Below are 17,470 nucleotides of genomic sequence, written 5' to 3' on the forward strand. Positions count from 1 at the left end.
CATGGCACTTGCCTGCGAGTTGGGTTGACCATTTAATGCAAATGGCAGTTCGGTCCAGTTGCCCTCGTGAGGCTTTCTGAGGTCGTGTTGCCAAAAGCTTGCCGCCAAGAGCGGTTAACGTGATGATGAATCAGCTCATCTGAACACGGAGAAAACCATGAACCTCACCGATATCCTTGCCCAAGCGGGCGGCTTGCAATCGGTCGCGCGCGACCTGGGCCTGAGTGAAGATCAGGCTGCTGCTGGTGCGGATGCATTGTTGCCTGCGATCTTGGGCGGAATGAAAAGGCAGGCCCAGGCCCAGCCGTCCGGTCTTGACGGATTGGGTGGGTTGCTGGGACAGCTCGGAGGCGGAGGTCTACTCGATCAAGTCCTCGGGGCACAACCCACAGACCCAAGTCAAGGGAACGAAGTATTGGGCCAGATTTTTGGCTCCAAGGATGTGAGTCGTGCAGTGGCTGACAACACCCTGCTTAAATAGGACAGTATTTTTATTTTTGTTCACATAGGTGAAAACCCGAGAGCGGTGGTTGAAATTCTAGATGCAGAATATGAATCGGCATACAGAATAAACGCACTTGCGCATGCTTAGCCCGACACGCAAAGTACACAAAGGTGCGCGACAACAGATCCTTGTGCCAAGAACCAAGCAATCCCCCCCCCGATCAACGGAGACAAACCAATGAGCAGTAGAAACAAAGTAACAGCGCCTTGCGGGGTTGCTGTGCATGTGATCGCCGCGGCCGCGGCGCTGGTGGTGTCCGGCGGTTCACATGCCTTGGAGTTGGATACGGGAAATCCTGACTTCAAGGTTCGTGCCGATACGACATTGCGTTACAACTTGGGCGTGCGTACCGAGAAGCAGGACCCTCGGCTGCTCAATTTCGCAACCACCGACGAAGGAAACGCGAAGTTCAAGCGTGGGGACGTGGTGACGAACCGCCTGGATGTGCTTGGTGAGTTGGATGTCTCCTACAAGGAGAAATTCGGTGGGCGCGTAGCCGCCGCCGCATGGTACGACCATGCATACCGCGATGGTTCTGTCAGCTCTCCCGCTGGCTCGGCCACTTCATACAACAACAACACCTATTCCGATGAAGTCAGCCGTTTTGTGCACGGCCCATCGGGTGAGATTCTTGATGCATTCCTGTGGTCCAACTTCAACGTGGGAGCGGTCCCGGTCAACGTCAAGTTGGGTCGCCATACCGTGGTGTGGGGTGAGGGTCTTCTGATCGGAGGGCATGCCATCTCCTACGGTCAATCGCCGGTCGATGGCGTCAAAGCGGTTTCTAGCCCGGGTATCGAAACCAAAGAGGTGTTTCTTCCGATCAACCAGTTGACATTCAAGGCGCAAGTGACGGATAAGCTGTCACTCGCCGGTCAGTACGCACTGGAGTGGAAGCCCACCCGCGTGCCCTATGCAGGCACGTTCCTGATGGGTGCCGACAACGCGCCGGGTGTGGACCGGTTTGCCTTGACGCCTTGCAATCCGGCCTTGGGTCCTCTGTCCTGCAAGACGATGACGAACACTGCAGCCAAGGAGCCAGGGGATACGGGCAACTGGGGTCTTTCGGCGCGTCTGGATGTGGACGCCATTGAGTCAACCGTGGGCTTTTACTACCGCAAGTTCAACGACTACAACCCGGAAACCGGCATTCAGCTCGGCAACTTCTACCAAGCCATTCCTGGCGTGGCGGCAACAACCCTTCCGGGCACCTTCCGCTTTGTTTATCCAGAGAGCACCAAGGCAATTGGCGTGAGCTTGTCGAAGTCTGTGGGTCCTGTCAGCGTGGGAGCAGAGCTGTCCTGGCGCAAAGATGCGCATTTGAACTCGGTAGCCAGCTACACCACCACCAGCACCGGCGCAGTGGGCGACACCATGCACGCTGTTGTGAACGGTGTCTACCTGTTGCCTAAGACGGCGATGTGGGACACCGGATCGTTGATTGGTGAACTGGCCTATAGCCGGTTGAACAAGGTCACCGCCAACGAAAAGCTGTATCGCGGTGTGGGCTATGCCGGTTGCGTCAAGCTCGGTACAAGCGGTGCCACTGCCCAGCCGGGTGACATCACCGACACCTGTTCCACCAAAGACTACTGGGAGATGGCGCTTCGCTTCACTCCGCAGTATCTGGGCATCCTGCCCTCGGTAGATCTGTCCATTCCGATGGCACTCAACTACGGCCTGAAGGGCACTGCAGCCACCGGTGGAGGTGGTTTTGAGGGGCGCATGTCCTGGTCCGTGGGGTTGTTGGCCACCTATGCTGGCAAACATGACTTCACTTTGACGTATGCAGACGCTGCCGTCCCGACCAAGTACAACGCTGCCGGTACCGCCGCCATTGGTGGCAACGCTCTGAACAGCGCCGTGGGCGCGACCGACCGTGGTCGCCTGCTCTTCACCTACAAGACCTCGTTCTGATCCTCAGGAGTCGCCATCATGAAACTTCAAAACATCCTTTCGCTGGCTGCCATCAGCCTCGCCGTACCGGCTTTTGCAGCGGTGACGGCCGAAGAAGCCAAGCAACTGGGCACCACGCTGACGGAATTCGGCGCCATCAAGGCGGGCAACGCCGACGGCAGCATCCCGGCCTACACCGGCGGCCTGACCAAGGCACCTGCTGGCTTCAAGCCGAACAGTGGCTTCTGGGTTGATCCGTTCAAGGACGAAAAGCCGGTGCTGCGTATCGACAGCAAGAACATGGCTCAGCACGCTGCCTTGTTGAGCGAAGGGCAGAAGCACTTATTGTCCAAGAACCCTTCTTACTACCTCAATGTGTATCCGACGCACAGGACTGTGGCATATCCCAAAAAGATCCTGGATGCCACGGTGCGCAATGCGACCACCTGCAAGACCACCAAAGAGGGCCTCGCCATTGACCGTGCGTGCCGCGGTGGGATGCCGTTCCCGATTCCGAAAACGGGACATGAGGTGATGTGGAACCAGATGCTTCGGTACCAGGGTGAGGCGATGATCAACACCTCCGCTTCGCGCTCCTGGGTGGTCGATTCTTCCGGCAAGGCCGTGATGACGGCTGAGCAGGCGACGGTGCAGGACTTCGTGTACTACCAGACCGAACAGGCGGATCGCGATCCCGACATGGCCTGGCGGACATACTCCATCAGCAAGTCACCTGCCCGTCGTGCCGGTGAGATGACTGGGCTCGCTGACTACCTGGATCCGGTGGCGCGTCCTCGCAGGGCCTGGAGCTACACCCCGGGGCTGCGCCGCGTGAAACTCTCTCCCGAGTTTTCATACGACACCCCAGTGGCCAGCATGGGCGGCGTGACGCTGTTTGACGAACTGTTCGTTTTCTCCGGGACCATGGATCGCTTCGATTTCAAGCTGGTTGGCAAGAAGGAGATGTACATCCAGTACAACAGCTACAAGAACCAGTACGACTGTCCGACCGCCGAGAAAGCCTTGATGCCGACACACGTCAACCCTGAGTGCGAGCGCTGGGAAAAGCATCGGGTCTGGGTGGTTGAAGCAACGCTCAAGCCTGGCCAGCGCCATGCGTACTCCAAGCGCACCTACTACTTTGATGAAGACATGAGCGGCGCCGCGAGCTACGACGCCTTTGACCAGAATGGTCAGTTGTATCGCGCACTTTTTCAAACCACGTCACCCATGTACGACAAGCAGATTCCTTTTTCTGCGAAGAACGTGGTGTACGACTTTAACAAGGGCATGTACGCCTATGTCAACGACGTGATGGTCGGAGGGTGGCAAGTGCTTTCAACGGTGCGCAGCGAGCGCGAGATGAACCCTGAAGCCATCGTGTCCCGCGAATCGGCGCGCTGAACCATTGCCAATGGCAGACATCGATCGGATCCTCGGACCATGACCAGCTTGCGCGTTTCAATGGGTGCATTTTTCCGGCCAGGTTGGCGCGTTGGCGCGCTGCTGGGGCTGGTGACGGCCACCTGGGTGATCGCTGCACCAGGGGCTGGGTCCGCCGATCTGATCGATACACCGTCGAGGCAGCTTTCGACGGCGCTGCGAACCATGGTCAGTGGGGTGGCCAGTCAGGGCGGGCGCACCGTCGCGGTGGGCCCGCGAGGTTTGATTTTGTTGTCTGACGATGCTGGTGGATCGTGGCGCCAGGTCTCCAGCCCGGTGTCCACCGATCTCGCCACGGTCCGGTTCGCCGGCCCCAGCGTGGTCTGGGCGGTGGGCCACGACGCGGTGGCCTTGCGGTCTTCGGATGGGGGCTCCACATGGGAGCGCATGTTGGACGGCCGCACCGTGTTGAAGCTGCTGCGTGAATCGGCCAAAGGCTCTGAACAGCTGGAGGCCGAAATCGAGCGAACGATGGGGCAATCGGCCACCGCCGACGTCTGGCCTGCGCCGTTGCTCGACATCCGCTTCGCTGCCGACGGCCTCACGGGATTCGCCGTGGGCGGCTTCGGCTTGATCTTGAAGACCACCGACGGTGGCAAGACCTGGCGGTCGTGGCAGAGCCAGGCCGAGAACGAACAGCGCTACCACCTGTACGCGCTGACGGGCAACGACGGCGCGGTGTTCGTGGCGGGTGAACAGGGGCTGGTGATGCGTTTGAACGCCGAGGGGCAGCGTTTCGAACGGATTGTCACCCCCTACAACGGCAGCTTTTTCGGCATCGACCAACTGGGCTCCAGGCTCGTGGCCTATGGCCTTCGCGGCAATGCCTTTGTGAGCGACAACGCTGGGCAGGCGTGGCAAAAAATCGAGACCGGTGTCGACGCCAACCTGGTGGGCGCGGTCGCTCATGGCGATGCGGTGCTCCTGGTGTCGCAGAAGGGTGATGTGCTGGCCGTGGATTTTTCTGCGTCGCGTGCCTCGATCTACGACCAGGCGCCGGGTGCCGAGGTGTATGGCGCGGCCATGACCACCTCCCATCGGCTGGCGCTCGCCCGCTTGAACGGTGTGGGTGTGGTCGCTGTCTCTGCGCAAGCCAAGTGAAGGTGGCCGATCTGTTTGGTCCATGCCCTCGAAAGTTCTGATGTCTGCTCATTCCCAACAACCCGCCATGCCGGTCGTCAGCGACCCGGCCCTCTTTGATCGAAAGTCGGGCAGCCGCCTGGAACAGCTGGTGTTCAACAACCGGTTGCCGGTTCTGCTGCTGTGCCTGATCGCTACTGTGGTGCTGGGCTTCTTCGCCTTGAAGCTGGAGGTCAACGCCAGCTTCGAGCGGATGATCCCGTCATCCAGCCCCTACATTCAAAACTACTTTGCCTATCGCAAGGAGTTGCCAGGGCTGGGCAACACGGTTCGCATCGTCGTCGAGAACAAGAGCGGTGATGTGTACGACGAAGCCCATCTGGAGAAGCTGCGCAAGATCAATGACACCCTCTACCTGATTCCGGGGGTAGACCGTTCCTGGATGAAGTCGCTCTGGATGCCCATCGTGCGGTGGCGGCAGGTGACGGAAGAGGGCGTCGTGGGTGGTCCTGTCATGCCGCCCGACTACAGCGGCACGCCGGAATCGATTGGCAAGCTCAAGGAGAACGTGGGGCGTTCCGGCATCGTGGGCAGCCTGGTGGCCAACGACTCGCGTTCGACGATGATCATCGCGCCGCTGCTGGACCGGCACCCACAGACGGGTGAGCCGCTGAACTACGGCGAGTTCTCGCGGGCCCTGGAGGCGCAGATCCGCTCGTTTGAAGACGAGAGCACCGGCGTCTACATCGTCGGCTTCGCGAAGATCGTTGGCGATCTGATCGCGGGGCTCTATGAGGTGATGCTCTTTTTCGGACTCTCGGTGGCGGTTGCCGCGCTGTTCGTCTACCTCTACACGCGCTGCATCCGAAGCACCTTGCTGCTGGTCAGTGTGGCGGTGGCCGGGGTGGTGTGGCTGCTGGGGCTGATGAGCCTGCTGGGCTACGAACTGGACCCGTATTCGATCCTGGTGCCGTTCCTGATCTTTGCCATCGGGCTCTCGCACGGTGCCCAGAAGATGAACGGCATCCTGCAGGACGTGGGGCGAGGGACGCACAAATACGTTGCGGCGCGCTACACGTTCAGGCGGCTGTTCATGGCGGGCCTCACGGCGCTGCTGACCAACATCGTCGGGTTCGCCGTGTTGGTAATCATTGACATCCCGGTGATCCGCGACCTGGCCCTGACCACCAGCATCGGCATCACCGTGCTGATCTTCACCAAGCTGGTGCTGATCCCGGTGACCTTGTCCTACATCGGCGTTAGCGAGGTGGCGGCGCGTCGGGCCCTGGCCGAAGACACCGGGCAGAAGCGGGGCATGCTGGGCCGTGCCTGGAACGCGCTGGACCGCCTGACGGAACGGCGTGCGGCCACGGTCACCGTGGCGCTGGCTGCGGTGATCACGCTGGTGTGTTCGGTGGTGATGTTTGACCTGCGCATCGGTGACCTGGACCCGGGCGCACCCGAGTTGCGGCAGGACTCGCGCTACAACCGCGACAGCGCCTACATCACGGCCCACTACGGTTTGTCGAGCGACCAGTTCGTGGTCATCATGACCAACCCGGACGATGGCTGCCGCCTGTACGGCACCTTGCAGCTGATGGACCAGCTGGCCCAGGCGCTGCGCCAGACGGAAGGCGTGCAGGCCACCAGTTCGCTGGCGGAATCCACCCGCTTCATCACCGCGGCCTTGAACGAAGGCAGCGGCAAGTGGCTCACCATCAGCCGTGACCAGGGCATCACCAACGCGGCTGTGGGCGCCGCCATGATCGCCACCCCGGACATCACCAACACCTCGTGTGCCGTGTCGCCCTTGATCGCCTACCTGGCCGACCACAAAGCCGACACGCTCAACCGGGTGCTCAAGATCAGCGAGGCCTTCGCTGCCGAACACAACAGCGCCAAACCCGAAGACGGGCCGCGCTTCCTGTTGGCCGCAGGCTCTGCGGGCATCGAAGCCGCCACCAACATCGAGGTCGAGCACGGCATCTTGCTGATGTACCTGGCGGTGTACGGTGCCACGGCACTGCTGTGCCTGCTGACCTTCCGCAGCCTGCGCGCCACCCTCGTGGCCATGATTCCTCTGGTGATGACCACCATCATCTGCAAGGCGTTGATGGTCTGGATGGGCATCGGTCTCAAGGTGGCGACCTTGCCGGTGATCGCGGTGGGTGTGGGTGTCGGTGTTGACTATGCCCTGTACCTGTTGAGCGTTCAGATCGCCATGCAGCGCCGGGGCGCCACGCTCGCCGAGGCGTACCGGAAGTCGCTCGATTTCACGGGGCGCGTGGTGGCGCTGGTGGGCCTGACCATGGCCGCCGGCGTGATCACCTGGGCCTTCTCCCCGATCAAGTTCCAGGCTGACATGGGCATCTTGCTCACCTTCATGTTCCTCTGGAACATGGTGGGCGCCCTGGTGCTGATCCCCGCCCTGTCCCATTTCCTGCTCAACCCGAAGCAGCCGGTCTCTCCCTTGCCTGCGGGGTGACGCGCTCTTCCTGTTGACCCTTCCCAAAAATACCTTCTGGAGCAACGCCTGTGTTTGATTTGTTGATGAGTGCCGACATGATGCTGTCCGACCCGGACGGCATGGCCGATATTCTGGTGAAGAAACTGGGTGTGCACGGCCACCCCAACTGGCGCCAGGCGTTTGACGGGCACCCCTACATCGCCCACTTCCTGCGGGTGCACAAGTCGCTCGCCGTGGCGCCCACCCGCATCGAGCCGCAGTGCCATCTGGACCAACCCAATCCGGGCGACCCGATGTTTCACGACTTCTTGGAGAGCCTCAAGGCCTACCAGGGTCCGCACCGCCCCATGGTGACCCACTCGATCGTGTTGGCTGCGCGGGGCGACAAGTTCGACCAGTTGGTGGAGAAGCTCATGCGCCGGCGCCTGCGGTTCCGCATGGCCCAGCGCACGCCCGACATGCCGTTTGACCGGCTCTGGCTCGGCGCCACGCCCGAAGACCCTCACTACCACCCCTCGGTGGATGGGGGTCTGTGCATCGAGGTCATGCCGCTGGAGCCGCTGCAGATGCCGGCCGACACCTTCAAGGTGCCGCCGCCCGAGCCGCGCGATTCCAAGCCGGGCGACATGGTGCGCGTGACCTCGCGTGGCTTCATCGTTCGCAACCTCGACGAAACACTGCGCACCGTGTCGAGCAACCTCGACTGGGAGCCCACCGGTCCGGTGGAGGCGCTCGGCAAAGAGGGCTACCGCCGTGCCCGCATGGGGTTCACCGTGCCGCACAGCGCCACGCTGGACGTGATCGAAGCCACCCGCTGGAACGGTGACGCCGGCGTTTACCTGAACGCCTGGGGCCCTGGCCCTTACTACATCCGCATCGCGGTCACCGGTCTCCAGGCCAAGGCCGACGACCTGAAGGCCCGTGGCACCCGCTTCACCTGGATCGACGAATGTGAGGCGGTGGGCGGCAAGTCGCTGATCCGTGTCGATCCGGCCGATGTGCGCGGGCAGCTGTTTGAGTTCGAGGAGTATTGAACAGATCATGGAAACCACCCTTCACAAACCAGCCTCAAAAGTGCGAGTTCAAGCAACAGCCTCTGGTCCTGCCGTCGAGGTGGAGCGTCGGGGTGCCGTTGGCTGGATCGTGCTCAACCGCCCGGACCAGATCAATGCCATCAACGACGACATCCGCCGCGGTGTCCCGGCGGCCCTGGCCGAGCTGGATGCAGACCCGTCGGTGCGCGTGATCGTGATCCGCGGCGCGGGAGCGCGGGGGTTTTGTGCAGGGGCCGACATCAAGGAGAGGCGGGCGGCCGAGTCATCGGTCCAGGTGCGCCGTCGCATGCAGAAGTCGCGCTGGATCGAGGCGCTGGACCGCACCGAGAAGCCGGTCATTGCGGCCATTCATGGGTATTGCATGGGCGGGGGCATGGAGCTCGCCCTGGCCTGCGATGTGCGCTTCGCCGCGCCCGATGCCGTGTTTGCCCTGCCCGAGACCGGTCTGGGGTTGATCCCCGGCGGCGGCGGGACGCAGCGTCTCGGGTCCGTGGTGGGGCCGGGCCGTGCCCTGGACCTGTTGCTGACCGGTGACCGCATGGACGCCTCCCAGGCACTGGCCATCGGTCTGGTCACCCGGGTGGCGGGCAGCGCGGACGCGCTGGACGACGAGGTCACGGCACTGGCCGAGCGCATTGCCGTCAAGCCGCCCACGGCCACGCTGTTCGTGAAGCAGGCCGCGCGCGCCGCCACGCAACTGGATCTCCAGAGCGGCCTGGACCTGGAGCTGGACCTGTTCGCCATGCTGGTCCCGATGCACGATGTCAAAGAAGCCGCGCTGGCGTTTCGCGAAAAGCGTGCACCCTGTTTTACCGGCGAATGACGTCGTCACGCCCATCAATGTCTGGAGACCCCATGAGTGAACGCAAACTGGATGGCAAGGTCGCCATCGTCACCGGCGCGGGTGCCGGCCTCGGCGCTGAATGTGCCCGCTCGCTGGCCGGGCACGGCGCCCGGGTCGCCGTGGTGGACATCCACCTGGCGGGGGCTCAGTCCGTGGTCGCGGAGATCGAGGCGGCCGGTGGCCAGGCCCTGGCCGTCCAGACCGACCTGACCTCCGAGGCCGAGGTGATGGCGATGGTGGCGGCCGTGGTCCAGCACTTCGGCCGTGTCGATGTGTTGCACAACAACGCCGCTGCGTTGGCGCCCACCCAGCGGGCCGGAGACCGCGATATTTGCAACGTGGACATCGCCGCCTGGGACCAGGCCATGAACGTCAATGCGCGCGGCGCCATGCTGTGCTGCAAACACACCATCCCCCACATGCTCACCACCGGTGGTGGCTCCATCATCTTTGCCACCTCGGGCTTCGGCTTGCTGGGCGACGTGACGCTGACCGCCTACGCCGCCTCCAAGGCGGCGCTGATGGCGCTGGCGCGTTCGGTGGCGGCGCAGTACGGCAAGCAGGGCATCCGGTCCAACGCCATCATGATCGGCTTTGTGCTCAACGAGCACGCCCAGAAGGGCGTTCCGGAAGAGATCAAACAGATCCTGCTGGACCAGCACCTCACGCCGCAGCTGGGTTCGCCCCGGCAGATTGCCGACGTGGTGAGCTTCCTGGCCAGTGACGAGTCTTCGTTCATCACCGGCGCGGTGATTCCGGTGGACGGCGGCTTCACCAGCCATTCCCCTTCCATGGTGCCCATGCGCGAATTCTTCGCCCGCATGGGGTCCAACAAACTCTGACCCAAACTCCATTCGATCATGTCTCTTTCCATGTACGCCGCCAGTGCAGAGGTCTATGTCCGCATGTTGCGCAACCTGCTGACCTGGCTGGACAAAGCCGAGGGGCACGCCAAGGCCAGGGGCTTTGACAGCGGCGTGTTCCTGGGCTCGAAGCTGTCGCCCGACATGCTGTCGTTTGGCAAACAGGTGGCCATCGCCAGCGAGGTGGCGCGGCTGGCCGTTGCCCGGCTGGGTGGCCTGGATCTGCCGGCCGCTCAAGGGACCGACGACAGCTTCGACGGGCTGCGCGTTCGTGTGCGGGATGCCATTGCTTTTGTTGAAGGTGTGTCGCCCGAACAGCTGGCCGGGAGTGCCGAGCGGGCCGTGGTGCTGCCGCAGCGGCAAGGCGATCCGCTGCACTTCACCGGTCAGACCTTTCTGCAGCAGTGGTCGTTGCCGAACTTCTTCTTCCATGTGACGACGGCCTATGCGCTGCTGCGCCAGGCCGGTGTGGAGCTGGGCAAAGCCGACTACCTGGGCCCGATGACCTGACCTGAACCCTTGTCTCCGAGGTGGCCATCACCGGAACCAAGGCCGGTGGCGGCTTCCTTGCCCCGTTGAACCCGGGGCGATTGAACACCCTGACAAGCCGCCGGTTTGTCAGGGTTCTTTTTTGCCCGCTGGGTGTGGGGTGGGGTGGGTCTTCAGGCCGCCTCGCGCGTCGCGGCTTCAAAGGCTTTGAGATCGAAGCCCTCCGCCAAAGCCTCGGCCGCGCTGAGTGGCGTGTGGCGCGCGATCAGCTTGCGTGCCGCCATGTGGTCGGCAGGCCGGTTGCAGGATTCCACCGCCACCAGACGGCCCGCGCGAAAACACAGCACGCTGATCTGGCGCAGCGCCTCGGACCCGAGCACCACGGTGTCATCGTGTCCATCGGATAGGCCGGCAATCTGCAGTTTGAGTTCGCCCTGGTCGGTCCAGAACCAGGGCAGGGCGGCGTAGCTGGCAGTGGGCTTGCCCATGAGCCGGGCCGCCACGGCCTTGGCCTGATCGACGGCGTTTTGAACCGATTCGAGCCGGATGGGCTGCTGTGCCCAAGGGCTGGGGAAGCTGACCACGTCGCCAATGGCCGAGACGGCCGGGTCGCTGGTGAGCAGCTGTGCGTCCACCGCGATGCCGTTGTGGACCGCCAGCCCGGCTTCGCTCGCCAGTTCCGCGTTGGGCAGCACCCCGATGCCGTACACCACGAGGTCGGCCGGCAGTGTTTCACCGCTGGCCAATTGCACGCCGGTCACATGACCATCCGCACCAAGGATGGCCGCCAGACTTTGACCGTAGTGAATCCGCACGCCCCAACTGGCATGGGCCTGGTCGAACACCCTGGAGGTGACCGTGGAGACCGCCCGCGCCATGGGCCGTGTGCCCAGCTCCAGGACATCCACCGAGATGCCGCGCGCGGCCGCCACGGCAGCGAACTCCAGGCCGATGAAGCCCGCCCCGATGACCACCGCGCGCTTTGCGCTGCCCAGGCGCTGCGACAACCCGTCCGCGTCGGCCAGGCTGCGTAAACCGAACACGCCGTCGAGTGCCATGCCCGGGACGTTGGGCACGCGGTTGCGCGCGCCCGTGGCCAGCACGAGGTGCTCGTAGGCGAGCTTTTCGCCGCTGGCGAGCAGCACCTCGCGCTGCTCCCGATCGATGGTGGCGACGCTGCCCTGTACCCGCGTGATGCGGTGTTCGTCAAAGTACTCGGGTGGGCGAAAGCGCAGCGCGGCCACGCCGACCTTGCCCAGCAGGTAGGCCTTGGACAGTGGCGGTCGCTGGTAAGGAACGCCGGGTTCGTCGCCGACGAGCGTGATCGCGCCATCGAACCCTTCTTGCCGCAGCGATGCCGCAACCTGATACCCGGCCTGGCCGGCGCCGACGATGACGATGTGTTTGTTTGACATGGTGGTTCAGCTTGAATGGGTTGGGGCAGCCGTGGCGCTGCGGTCAAAGGTCGGGTAACGACCCAGCGCAAGCAAGGCCAGGCCACCTGCGAGAAAGAGGGGGCCGCAGACCATCAGCGTCGCCTGGTAGGAGCCGGTGCTCCGGTAGAGCTGACCGAAGAGCCAGGGTGCCAGGGTGGAGGCCAGGGTGATCAGACCGAGGTGGATGCCAAACAGGCGGCCATAGTCGCGCATGCCGAAATACCGCGACACGAGGAACGCCGCCAGGTCGAATTCAGCGCCCGCGCCAATGCCCACCAGCATCACCCCAGCGACCAGCCAGGCGGTGTCGCCCGCGCCGCTGGTGCCCAGCAGCAGGCACCCCAGGGCTGGCAAGCTCAAGGCCACGGCGGCCACACCGGGCGCCCAGAGCCGGTCAACCAGGTAGCCGACCACGACCCGCCCGAGGATGAGCGAGAGGCCGAAGCTGCCGAAGATGCGCGCGGCGTCCACCGCTTCCAGTCCCTTGTCGCGCAACAGCGGCACACCGTTGGTGACCAGTGTCACCACACAGGCCACGATCATCGACAGGGCGATGTTCAGCAGCCAGAAGCGGGGATTGCGCACCCCTTCGCGCAACGAGACGCCTGCCGCCGGCGCGGCCGCAGGGGCCTGGGGGCCGCCCACGCGAACCGCTGCGCGCGCGGGCTCTTTCATCCAGGCCAGCACCAGCGGCAACACCAGCACCACGGGTAGGGCGGCCAGCAGCCAGAAGGCCGCTTGCCAGTTCCACCGGGTGATGACCGAACTCACCGCAGAGGGAATCAGCATGGCAGCGAGCCCGGTGCCAGACAACACCAGAGCCAGTGCCAGCCCGCGATTGTGTTCAAACCACAGGTTCACCAGGTGGGTCCAGGTGACGTGCATGGTGCCCATGCTGGCCATGGACATGAGGAAGAAGCTCAGGTAAAGCGTCACGATGGACGGACCCATGCGCGTCATGGCAATGAAGCTCAGGGAGAGCGCGCACAAGGAAATGATGGTGACTCGCTTCATGCCAAAGCGCATGTTGAGCCAGCCCACGATCTGGGACGCCACCACCGACCCGAGAAACATGAAGCTCACCGCCGACTGGAGATCGGCGCGGGCCCAGTCAAACGTCTGTTGCAGTGGAACCATCATGGCTCCGTACGCATACAACATGGACGAATTGGAGTTGATCGCGAGCCCCAGCGTGGCCAGGACCACGATGCGCCAGGCGTTCTTGAATTCGGTCAGATCAATGCCCAGGCCACGAGGAGCGTGTGAACCGTGGGGGGGGTGTGGTGTCATTCGGTCTTTCCGGGTGGGGAGCAGGTTCGACGGTGGGCGGAGCGCGTGGTGGCCGGCATCACATCATTCGCGCACGAGCAGCAGCGAGCCGGCGAGCGGACCCCCGCCGGCCGCCGCGATCGCGACCTGGTGCGGTGCGATCTGGCGCAGCCCGGCCCGGCCCCAGAGCTGGGTACAGGCTTCGTGCACGTAGCCCAGGCCATGGGTTCGCCCTCCCGAGAGCTGGCCACCGTTGGTGTTGATCGGTAGCGCGCCGTCGCGGGCGATGCGCGCACCGCCTTCGACAAAGCGGCCGCTTTCACCCACCGGGCACAGGCCCAGGGCCTCCAGCCACAACATGGTGAGGATGGAGAACCCGTCGTACAACTGCGCACTGCCCACATCGGCGGGCTTGAGATCGGTTCGCTGCCACATCATGTTGCTGGCATCGATGCTCGCCCCGCCCGTCAAGGAAATCTGGTCCCAGGACCAGGGCTGGTGCAGGGCCGAGCCGATCGCTTCCAGGCGGATGGGGGCGTTGGGTCCATCGCGAGCGGCGTCGATGCGCGAGAGCACGATGGCCGTGGCGCCGTCGCAGTGCACGTCGCAGTCAAACATGCGCAGCGGTGTCGAGATCATGCGCGACGCCATGTAGTCGTCCATGCTCATGGGCGTGCGGTACACGGCTTTCGGGTTGACCACCGCGTTGGCGCGGCAGGTCAGGGCGATCTGGGCCAGTTGTTCCTCGGTGGTCCCATATTCGTGAAAGTGCCGTTGGGCGTACATCGCCATCAGGTTGATGGCCGAGTGCACTTCGTAGGGGGTGTACCACTGCCAGAAGAAGCTGCTGTCGCGGCCGGTGGTCTTGTTGCTCAAGGCGTTGGCATGTTTGTCGACCCGCCGGGCGCTCGCTTCGGTGATCGTGCGGAACACCAGCACGTGGCGGCACAGGCCCGCGGCGATGGCCATGGCGCCGTTGATCACGCCGGCCAACGGCCCCGGGCCTTCATAGCCGCCGCCGTACCAGTTGACCTTGAGCCCCATGGTGCCGATCAGGGCATTGGGTCCGACGGGTGAAAAGCTGTTGCCGTTGTTGTTGTCGCCCGGCCAGCAGGCCACACCATCGATGTCCTCGCGCTTGAGCCCGGCGTCGGCAATGGCCTCCACGCAAGCGTCCAGGGTCAGGCGCATGGCGGATTTGTCGGAAGGGCGAGCCACCTCGGACTGGCCCACCCCCGCAATCGCCACGTTCTTCTCGTACAGGTGGTCAAACATCATTCGGCTTTCTCGAACAGCGGGAGCCAGACATCTTCGTGCTGTTCAAAATGCACCTGGACCGGCATGTCGATGCGCACCTCCTCGGGCGGCATCCCCACCACGTTGCTGAGCAAGCGCAAGCCGGGCTGGTCATCGAGTTCGATGATGGCCACCACGTAGTGTTCGGTCAGCTCGGGTTTCCAGGCCTGGTGGTTCACGGTGAAGGTGGCGACGCGACCGCGACCGCTCGTGGGCTCCGGGGCCACATTCATCGAGCCGCAGCGTGGGCACATCGGTGCGGGCGGATGGAAGAAGCGCCGGCATGCGCCGCAGCGGTGGATCATCAGCCGACCCGCTGCCCCGCCTTGCCAGAAGGCCGACGAGTCGCTGGTGATCTGGGGCAGTTTGCGTGGCATGTGGAGGTGGTGGGTGAAGCGAACGGAGGGGTGATCAGGGTCGCCACGAATTGACGCAGGGGGTGCGAACGAGTTTAATATGTGAACAGATTGCGTCAATATGTCTAACTAATGGTTTACACCAACTCTCCGCACTTATGACTGAATTTTCTTTGGCGAACCGCCATATCGTGGTGACCGGCGGCCTGGGCGTGCTGGGCCGTGCCGTCGGCGCCGTGCTCGCCGAATACGGCGCCCGCGTGGTTCTGCTCGACCGTGCGCCGGCGCAGGATGTGCCCGGCGTGGCGGCGGTGATCGGCGGCGTCGATCTGACCGACCCGGACGCCACACGGCTGGCATTCGATCAGGCCACTGAGCGGCTCCATGGCTTTGACGGCCTGGTGAACGTGGCCGGGGGCTTCCGCTGGGAGACGTTGGAGAGCGGGAGCCTGGAGTCCTGGGATGCGCTCTACGCGATGAACCTGCGCAGCACCGTGGTGGCGTGCCGCGAGGCCTTGCCGCGTCTGGTGCAAGCAGCTGGGTCGGGCATTGTCAACGTGGGCGCGCTGGCGGCGCAGAAGGCGGGCATGGGCATGGGTGCCTATGCGGCCTCCAAGGCCGGTGTCGCCCGGCTGACCGAAGCGCTCGCCGAGGAGCTGAAAGACCGTGGCGTGCGTGTGAACGCCGTGTTGCCCAGCATCCTGGACACGCCCGCCAACCGGGCCGACATGCCCGACGCAGACGCCACCCGCTGGGTGCCCCCGCGCTCGCTGGCGGCGGTCATCGCCTTTTTGCTGTCTGACGACGCCAGTGCCGTCACCGGTGCCTGCGTACCGGTGGCGGGTCGGGTTTGACGATGGAGGTGCTGAACGTGTCTTCCGAATCTTCTTCATCCACGGCCACCGGTTCGGCGGGTGGCGGCACCATGACGTGGTCCGACCGCTACCTGCTCGGGCACGGTGGCATGGACGGTACCCACCGCGAGTTTGTCGATTGCGTGGCCGCCCTGCAAACAGCGGGCGACGCCGAACTGGCCGAATGCCTCGCCGCTTTCGAGGCGCATGCCGTCGAACATTTCGAGCAAGAGAGGCGCTGGATGGAGGGCACCGCGTTTCCCGCCGCGCAGTGCCATGTGGACGAACACACCGCGGTTCTCAACTCCGTGCACGAGGTGCAGGAGTTGCTGCGCAACGGGGCCTCCGGGCAGGTGGCCCGTGATCTCGCCCGTGCGCTCGCGGACTGGTTTCCCGGACATGCTGATTACATGGACGCTTCGCTGTCCCAGTGGCTGATCAAGCGCAGCCATGGCGGGGCGCCCGTGGTGCTTCGCCGCCGCCTGGACCCGGCTGACGCAGCGGTTCCGCCCGAGACCGATTGAACCCTTGCTTCCAGGGTCGATGTGGACCCTGGTTTCCCACTTTCTTCAAAGAATCACGCAGAGACACACCATGAGACTTGTGACATTTCAGACCCCCGGCGAAGCGGCCCGCGCCGGCGCCTTCATCGAAGGCGATCAGGCGGTGCTGGATTTGCGGCAGGCCGCGCAGGCCGTGCACGGCGGTAGCGCCGATGCACTGGCCAGCGTGCTGTCGCTGATCGAGGCGGGGCCTGCGGCTTCCGAGCTGGCGCGAGGCCTGATCGCGCGCGCACCGAGCGCGGCGGTCCGGCAGCGGAGCGAGGTCAAGATCCTGGCGCCCATTCAACCCCCGCCGCAGATGCGCGATGCCTCGTGTTTCGAGCTGCACCTGCGGCAGAGCTTCGCGGCCGCACGCCGCGCCCGCGCCGCGCGCACACCGGACCCGGAGGCCACGCTGAAGGCGATGAACACCCGCGCCGACGACCGCGTGATCGAGACCTTCCAGCGACAGCCCATTTACTACAAGTGCAACCGCTTCGCGACCATCGGCGCGGACGACGACGTGGTGTGGCCCAGCTACAGCAAGTTGCTGGACTTTGAACTCGAGTTCGGCTTCTACATCGGCGCGCGGGCCAAGGACGTGCCCAAGGAGAAGGCGCGCGAGCATATTTTTGGCTACACGATCTTCAACGACATCAGCGCGCGCGATGCGCAAGCCGTGGAAATGGGCGGCATGCTCGGGCCGGCCAAGGGCAAAGACTTTGACACCGGCAACGTGATGGGCCCCTGCCTGGTCACGGTCGATGAGCTGCCCGATCCCTACAACCTGAACATGGTCGCCCGCGTCAATGGCGAGGAATGGGGGCGCGGCAATTCACGCGACATGTACTGGAAGTTCGAGGACGTGATCGCGCACATTTCCCGCTCCGAAACCCTGCACCCGGGCGAGTTCTTCGGGTCGGGCACGGTGGGCAACGGCTGCGGCCTGGAGCAGATGCGCTACCTCAAACCCGGTGACGTGGTGGATCTGGAGGTCGAAGGCATCGGCCTGCTGCGCACGCGCATCACCCAGCCCACCAATCAGCCCACGATCCAGCCTTGAGCAAGGGCCCGC

At 63.9% G+C, this 17,470-nt stretch carries 16 protein-coding genes; 12 read left to right on the forward strand and 4 right to left on the reverse strand.

What is annotated here, in order from left to right:
* Positions 1–157: 157 nt before the first annotated feature.
* From AC0GNO_RS00770 to AC0GNO_RS00810, 9 genes are all read left to right on the forward strand, one after another.
* On the forward strand, positions 158–481 hold the full coding sequence (locus tag AC0GNO_RS00770) for a DUF937 domain-containing protein (protein WP_472902582.1): 324 nt from the start codon (positions 158–160) through the stop codon (positions 479–481).
* 201 nt (positions 482–682) lie between these two features.
* Positions 683–2,422: a DUF1302 domain-containing protein gene (locus tag AC0GNO_RS00775; RefSeq protein ID WP_472902583.1), complete on the forward strand. Its 1,740-nt coding sequence runs from the start codon at positions 683–685 to the stop codon at positions 2,420–2,422.
* An 18-nt stretch (positions 2,423–2,440) separates the two neighbouring features.
* Complete coding sequence (locus AC0GNO_RS00780) at positions 2,441–3,805, forward strand: DUF1329 domain-containing protein (RefSeq protein WP_472902584.1); 1,365 nt, start codon at positions 2,441–2,443, stop codon at positions 3,803–3,805.
* A 270-nt stretch (positions 3,806–4,075) separates the two neighbouring features.
* The gene (locus AC0GNO_RS00785) at positions 4,076–4,945 is read left to right on the forward strand and encodes a WD40/YVTN/BNR-like repeat-containing protein (protein WP_472902585.1); all 870 of its coding nucleotides are present in this window, start codon (positions 4,076–4,078) and stop codon (positions 4,943–4,945) included.
* A 40-nt stretch (positions 4,946–4,985) separates the two neighbouring features.
* Positions 4,986–7,409, forward strand: coding sequence for an efflux RND transporter permease subunit (locus AC0GNO_RS00790; protein WP_472902586.1), 2,424 nt, complete (start codon positions 4,986–4,988; stop codon positions 7,407–7,409).
* A 50-nt stretch (positions 7,410–7,459) separates the two neighbouring features.
* Positions 7,460–8,425: a VOC family protein gene (locus tag AC0GNO_RS00795; RefSeq protein WP_472902587.1), complete on the forward strand. Its 966-nt coding sequence runs from the start codon at positions 7,460–7,462 to the stop codon at positions 8,423–8,425.
* 7 nt (positions 8,426–8,432) lie between these two features.
* The gene (locus AC0GNO_RS00800) at positions 8,433–9,269 is read left to right on the forward strand and encodes an enoyl-CoA hydratase/isomerase family protein (protein ID WP_472902588.1); all 837 of its coding nucleotides are present in this window, start codon (positions 8,433–8,435) and stop codon (positions 9,267–9,269) included.
* Positions 9,270–9,301: 32 nt separating this feature from the next.
* Positions 9,302–10,132 (forward strand): SDR family NAD(P)-dependent oxidoreductase, encoded by an 831-nt coding sequence (locus AC0GNO_RS00805; protein WP_472902589.1) that lies wholly within the window; start codon positions 9,302–9,304, stop codon positions 10,130–10,132.
* 18 nt (positions 10,133–10,150) lie between these two features.
* Complete coding sequence (locus AC0GNO_RS00810) at positions 10,151–10,663, forward strand: DUF1993 domain-containing protein (RefSeq protein ID WP_472902590.1); 513 nt, start codon at positions 10,151–10,153, stop codon at positions 10,661–10,663.
* Between the two features lie 152 nt (positions 10,664–10,815).
* Here the strand turns inward: AC0GNO_RS00810 and AC0GNO_RS00815 are convergent, their stop codons facing one another.
* The 4 genes from AC0GNO_RS00815 to AC0GNO_RS00830 form a co-directional block, all read right to left on the reverse strand.
* On the reverse strand, positions 10,816–12,057 hold the full coding sequence (locus AC0GNO_RS00815; RefSeq protein ID WP_472902591.1) for an NAD(P)/FAD-dependent oxidoreductase: 1,242 nt from the start codon (positions 12,055–12,057) through the stop codon (positions 10,816–10,818).
* Positions 12,058–12,063: 6 nt separating this feature from the next.
* A complete protein-coding gene (locus AC0GNO_RS00820) occupies positions 12,064–13,368 on the reverse strand; it encodes an MFS transporter (RefSeq protein WP_472902592.1) in 1,305 nt (434 codons plus the stop codon).
* Between the two features lie 63 nt (positions 13,369–13,431).
* Positions 13,432–14,622, reverse strand: a complete 1,191-nt coding sequence (locus tag AC0GNO_RS00825; RefSeq protein ID WP_472902593.1) for a thiolase family protein — start codon at positions 14,620–14,622, stop codon at positions 13,432–13,434.
* The gene (locus tag AC0GNO_RS00830; RefSeq protein WP_472902594.1) at positions 14,622–15,020 is read right to left on the reverse strand and encodes a Zn-ribbon domain-containing OB-fold protein; all 399 of its coding nucleotides are present in this window, start codon (positions 15,018–15,020) and stop codon (positions 14,622–14,624) included. Before AC0GNO_RS00830 ends, AC0GNO_RS00825 begins: the two co-directional genes overlap by 1 nt.
* Positions 15,021–15,157: 137 nt before the next feature.
* On the opposite strand from AC0GNO_RS00830, the gene AC0GNO_RS00835 reads away from it, so the two are divergent.
* The 3 genes from AC0GNO_RS00835 to AC0GNO_RS00845 all read left to right on the forward strand — a co-directional run bounded on the left by AC0GNO_RS00835 (position 15,158) and on the right by AC0GNO_RS00845 (position 17,458).
* Positions 15,158–15,853 carry an SDR family oxidoreductase gene (locus AC0GNO_RS00835; RefSeq protein WP_472902595.1) on the forward strand — a complete coding sequence of 232 codons (696 nt, stop codon included), beginning with the start codon at positions 15,158–15,160 and terminating at the stop codon, positions 15,851–15,853.
* A 17-nt stretch (positions 15,854–15,870) separates the two neighbouring features.
* Positions 15,871–16,377 carry a bacteriohemerythrin gene (locus AC0GNO_RS00840; protein ID WP_472902596.1) on the forward strand — a complete coding sequence of 169 codons (507 nt, stop codon included), beginning with the start codon at positions 15,871–15,873 and terminating at the stop codon, positions 16,375–16,377.
* A gap of 70 nt (positions 16,378–16,447) precedes the next feature.
* A complete protein-coding gene (locus AC0GNO_RS00845; RefSeq protein ID WP_472902597.1) occupies positions 16,448–17,458 on the forward strand; it encodes a fumarylacetoacetate hydrolase family protein in 1,011 nt (336 codons plus the stop codon).
* Positions 17,459–17,470 lie beyond the last annotated feature (12 nt).

This window comes from Hydrogenophaga sp. L310 (assembly GCF_055703065.1).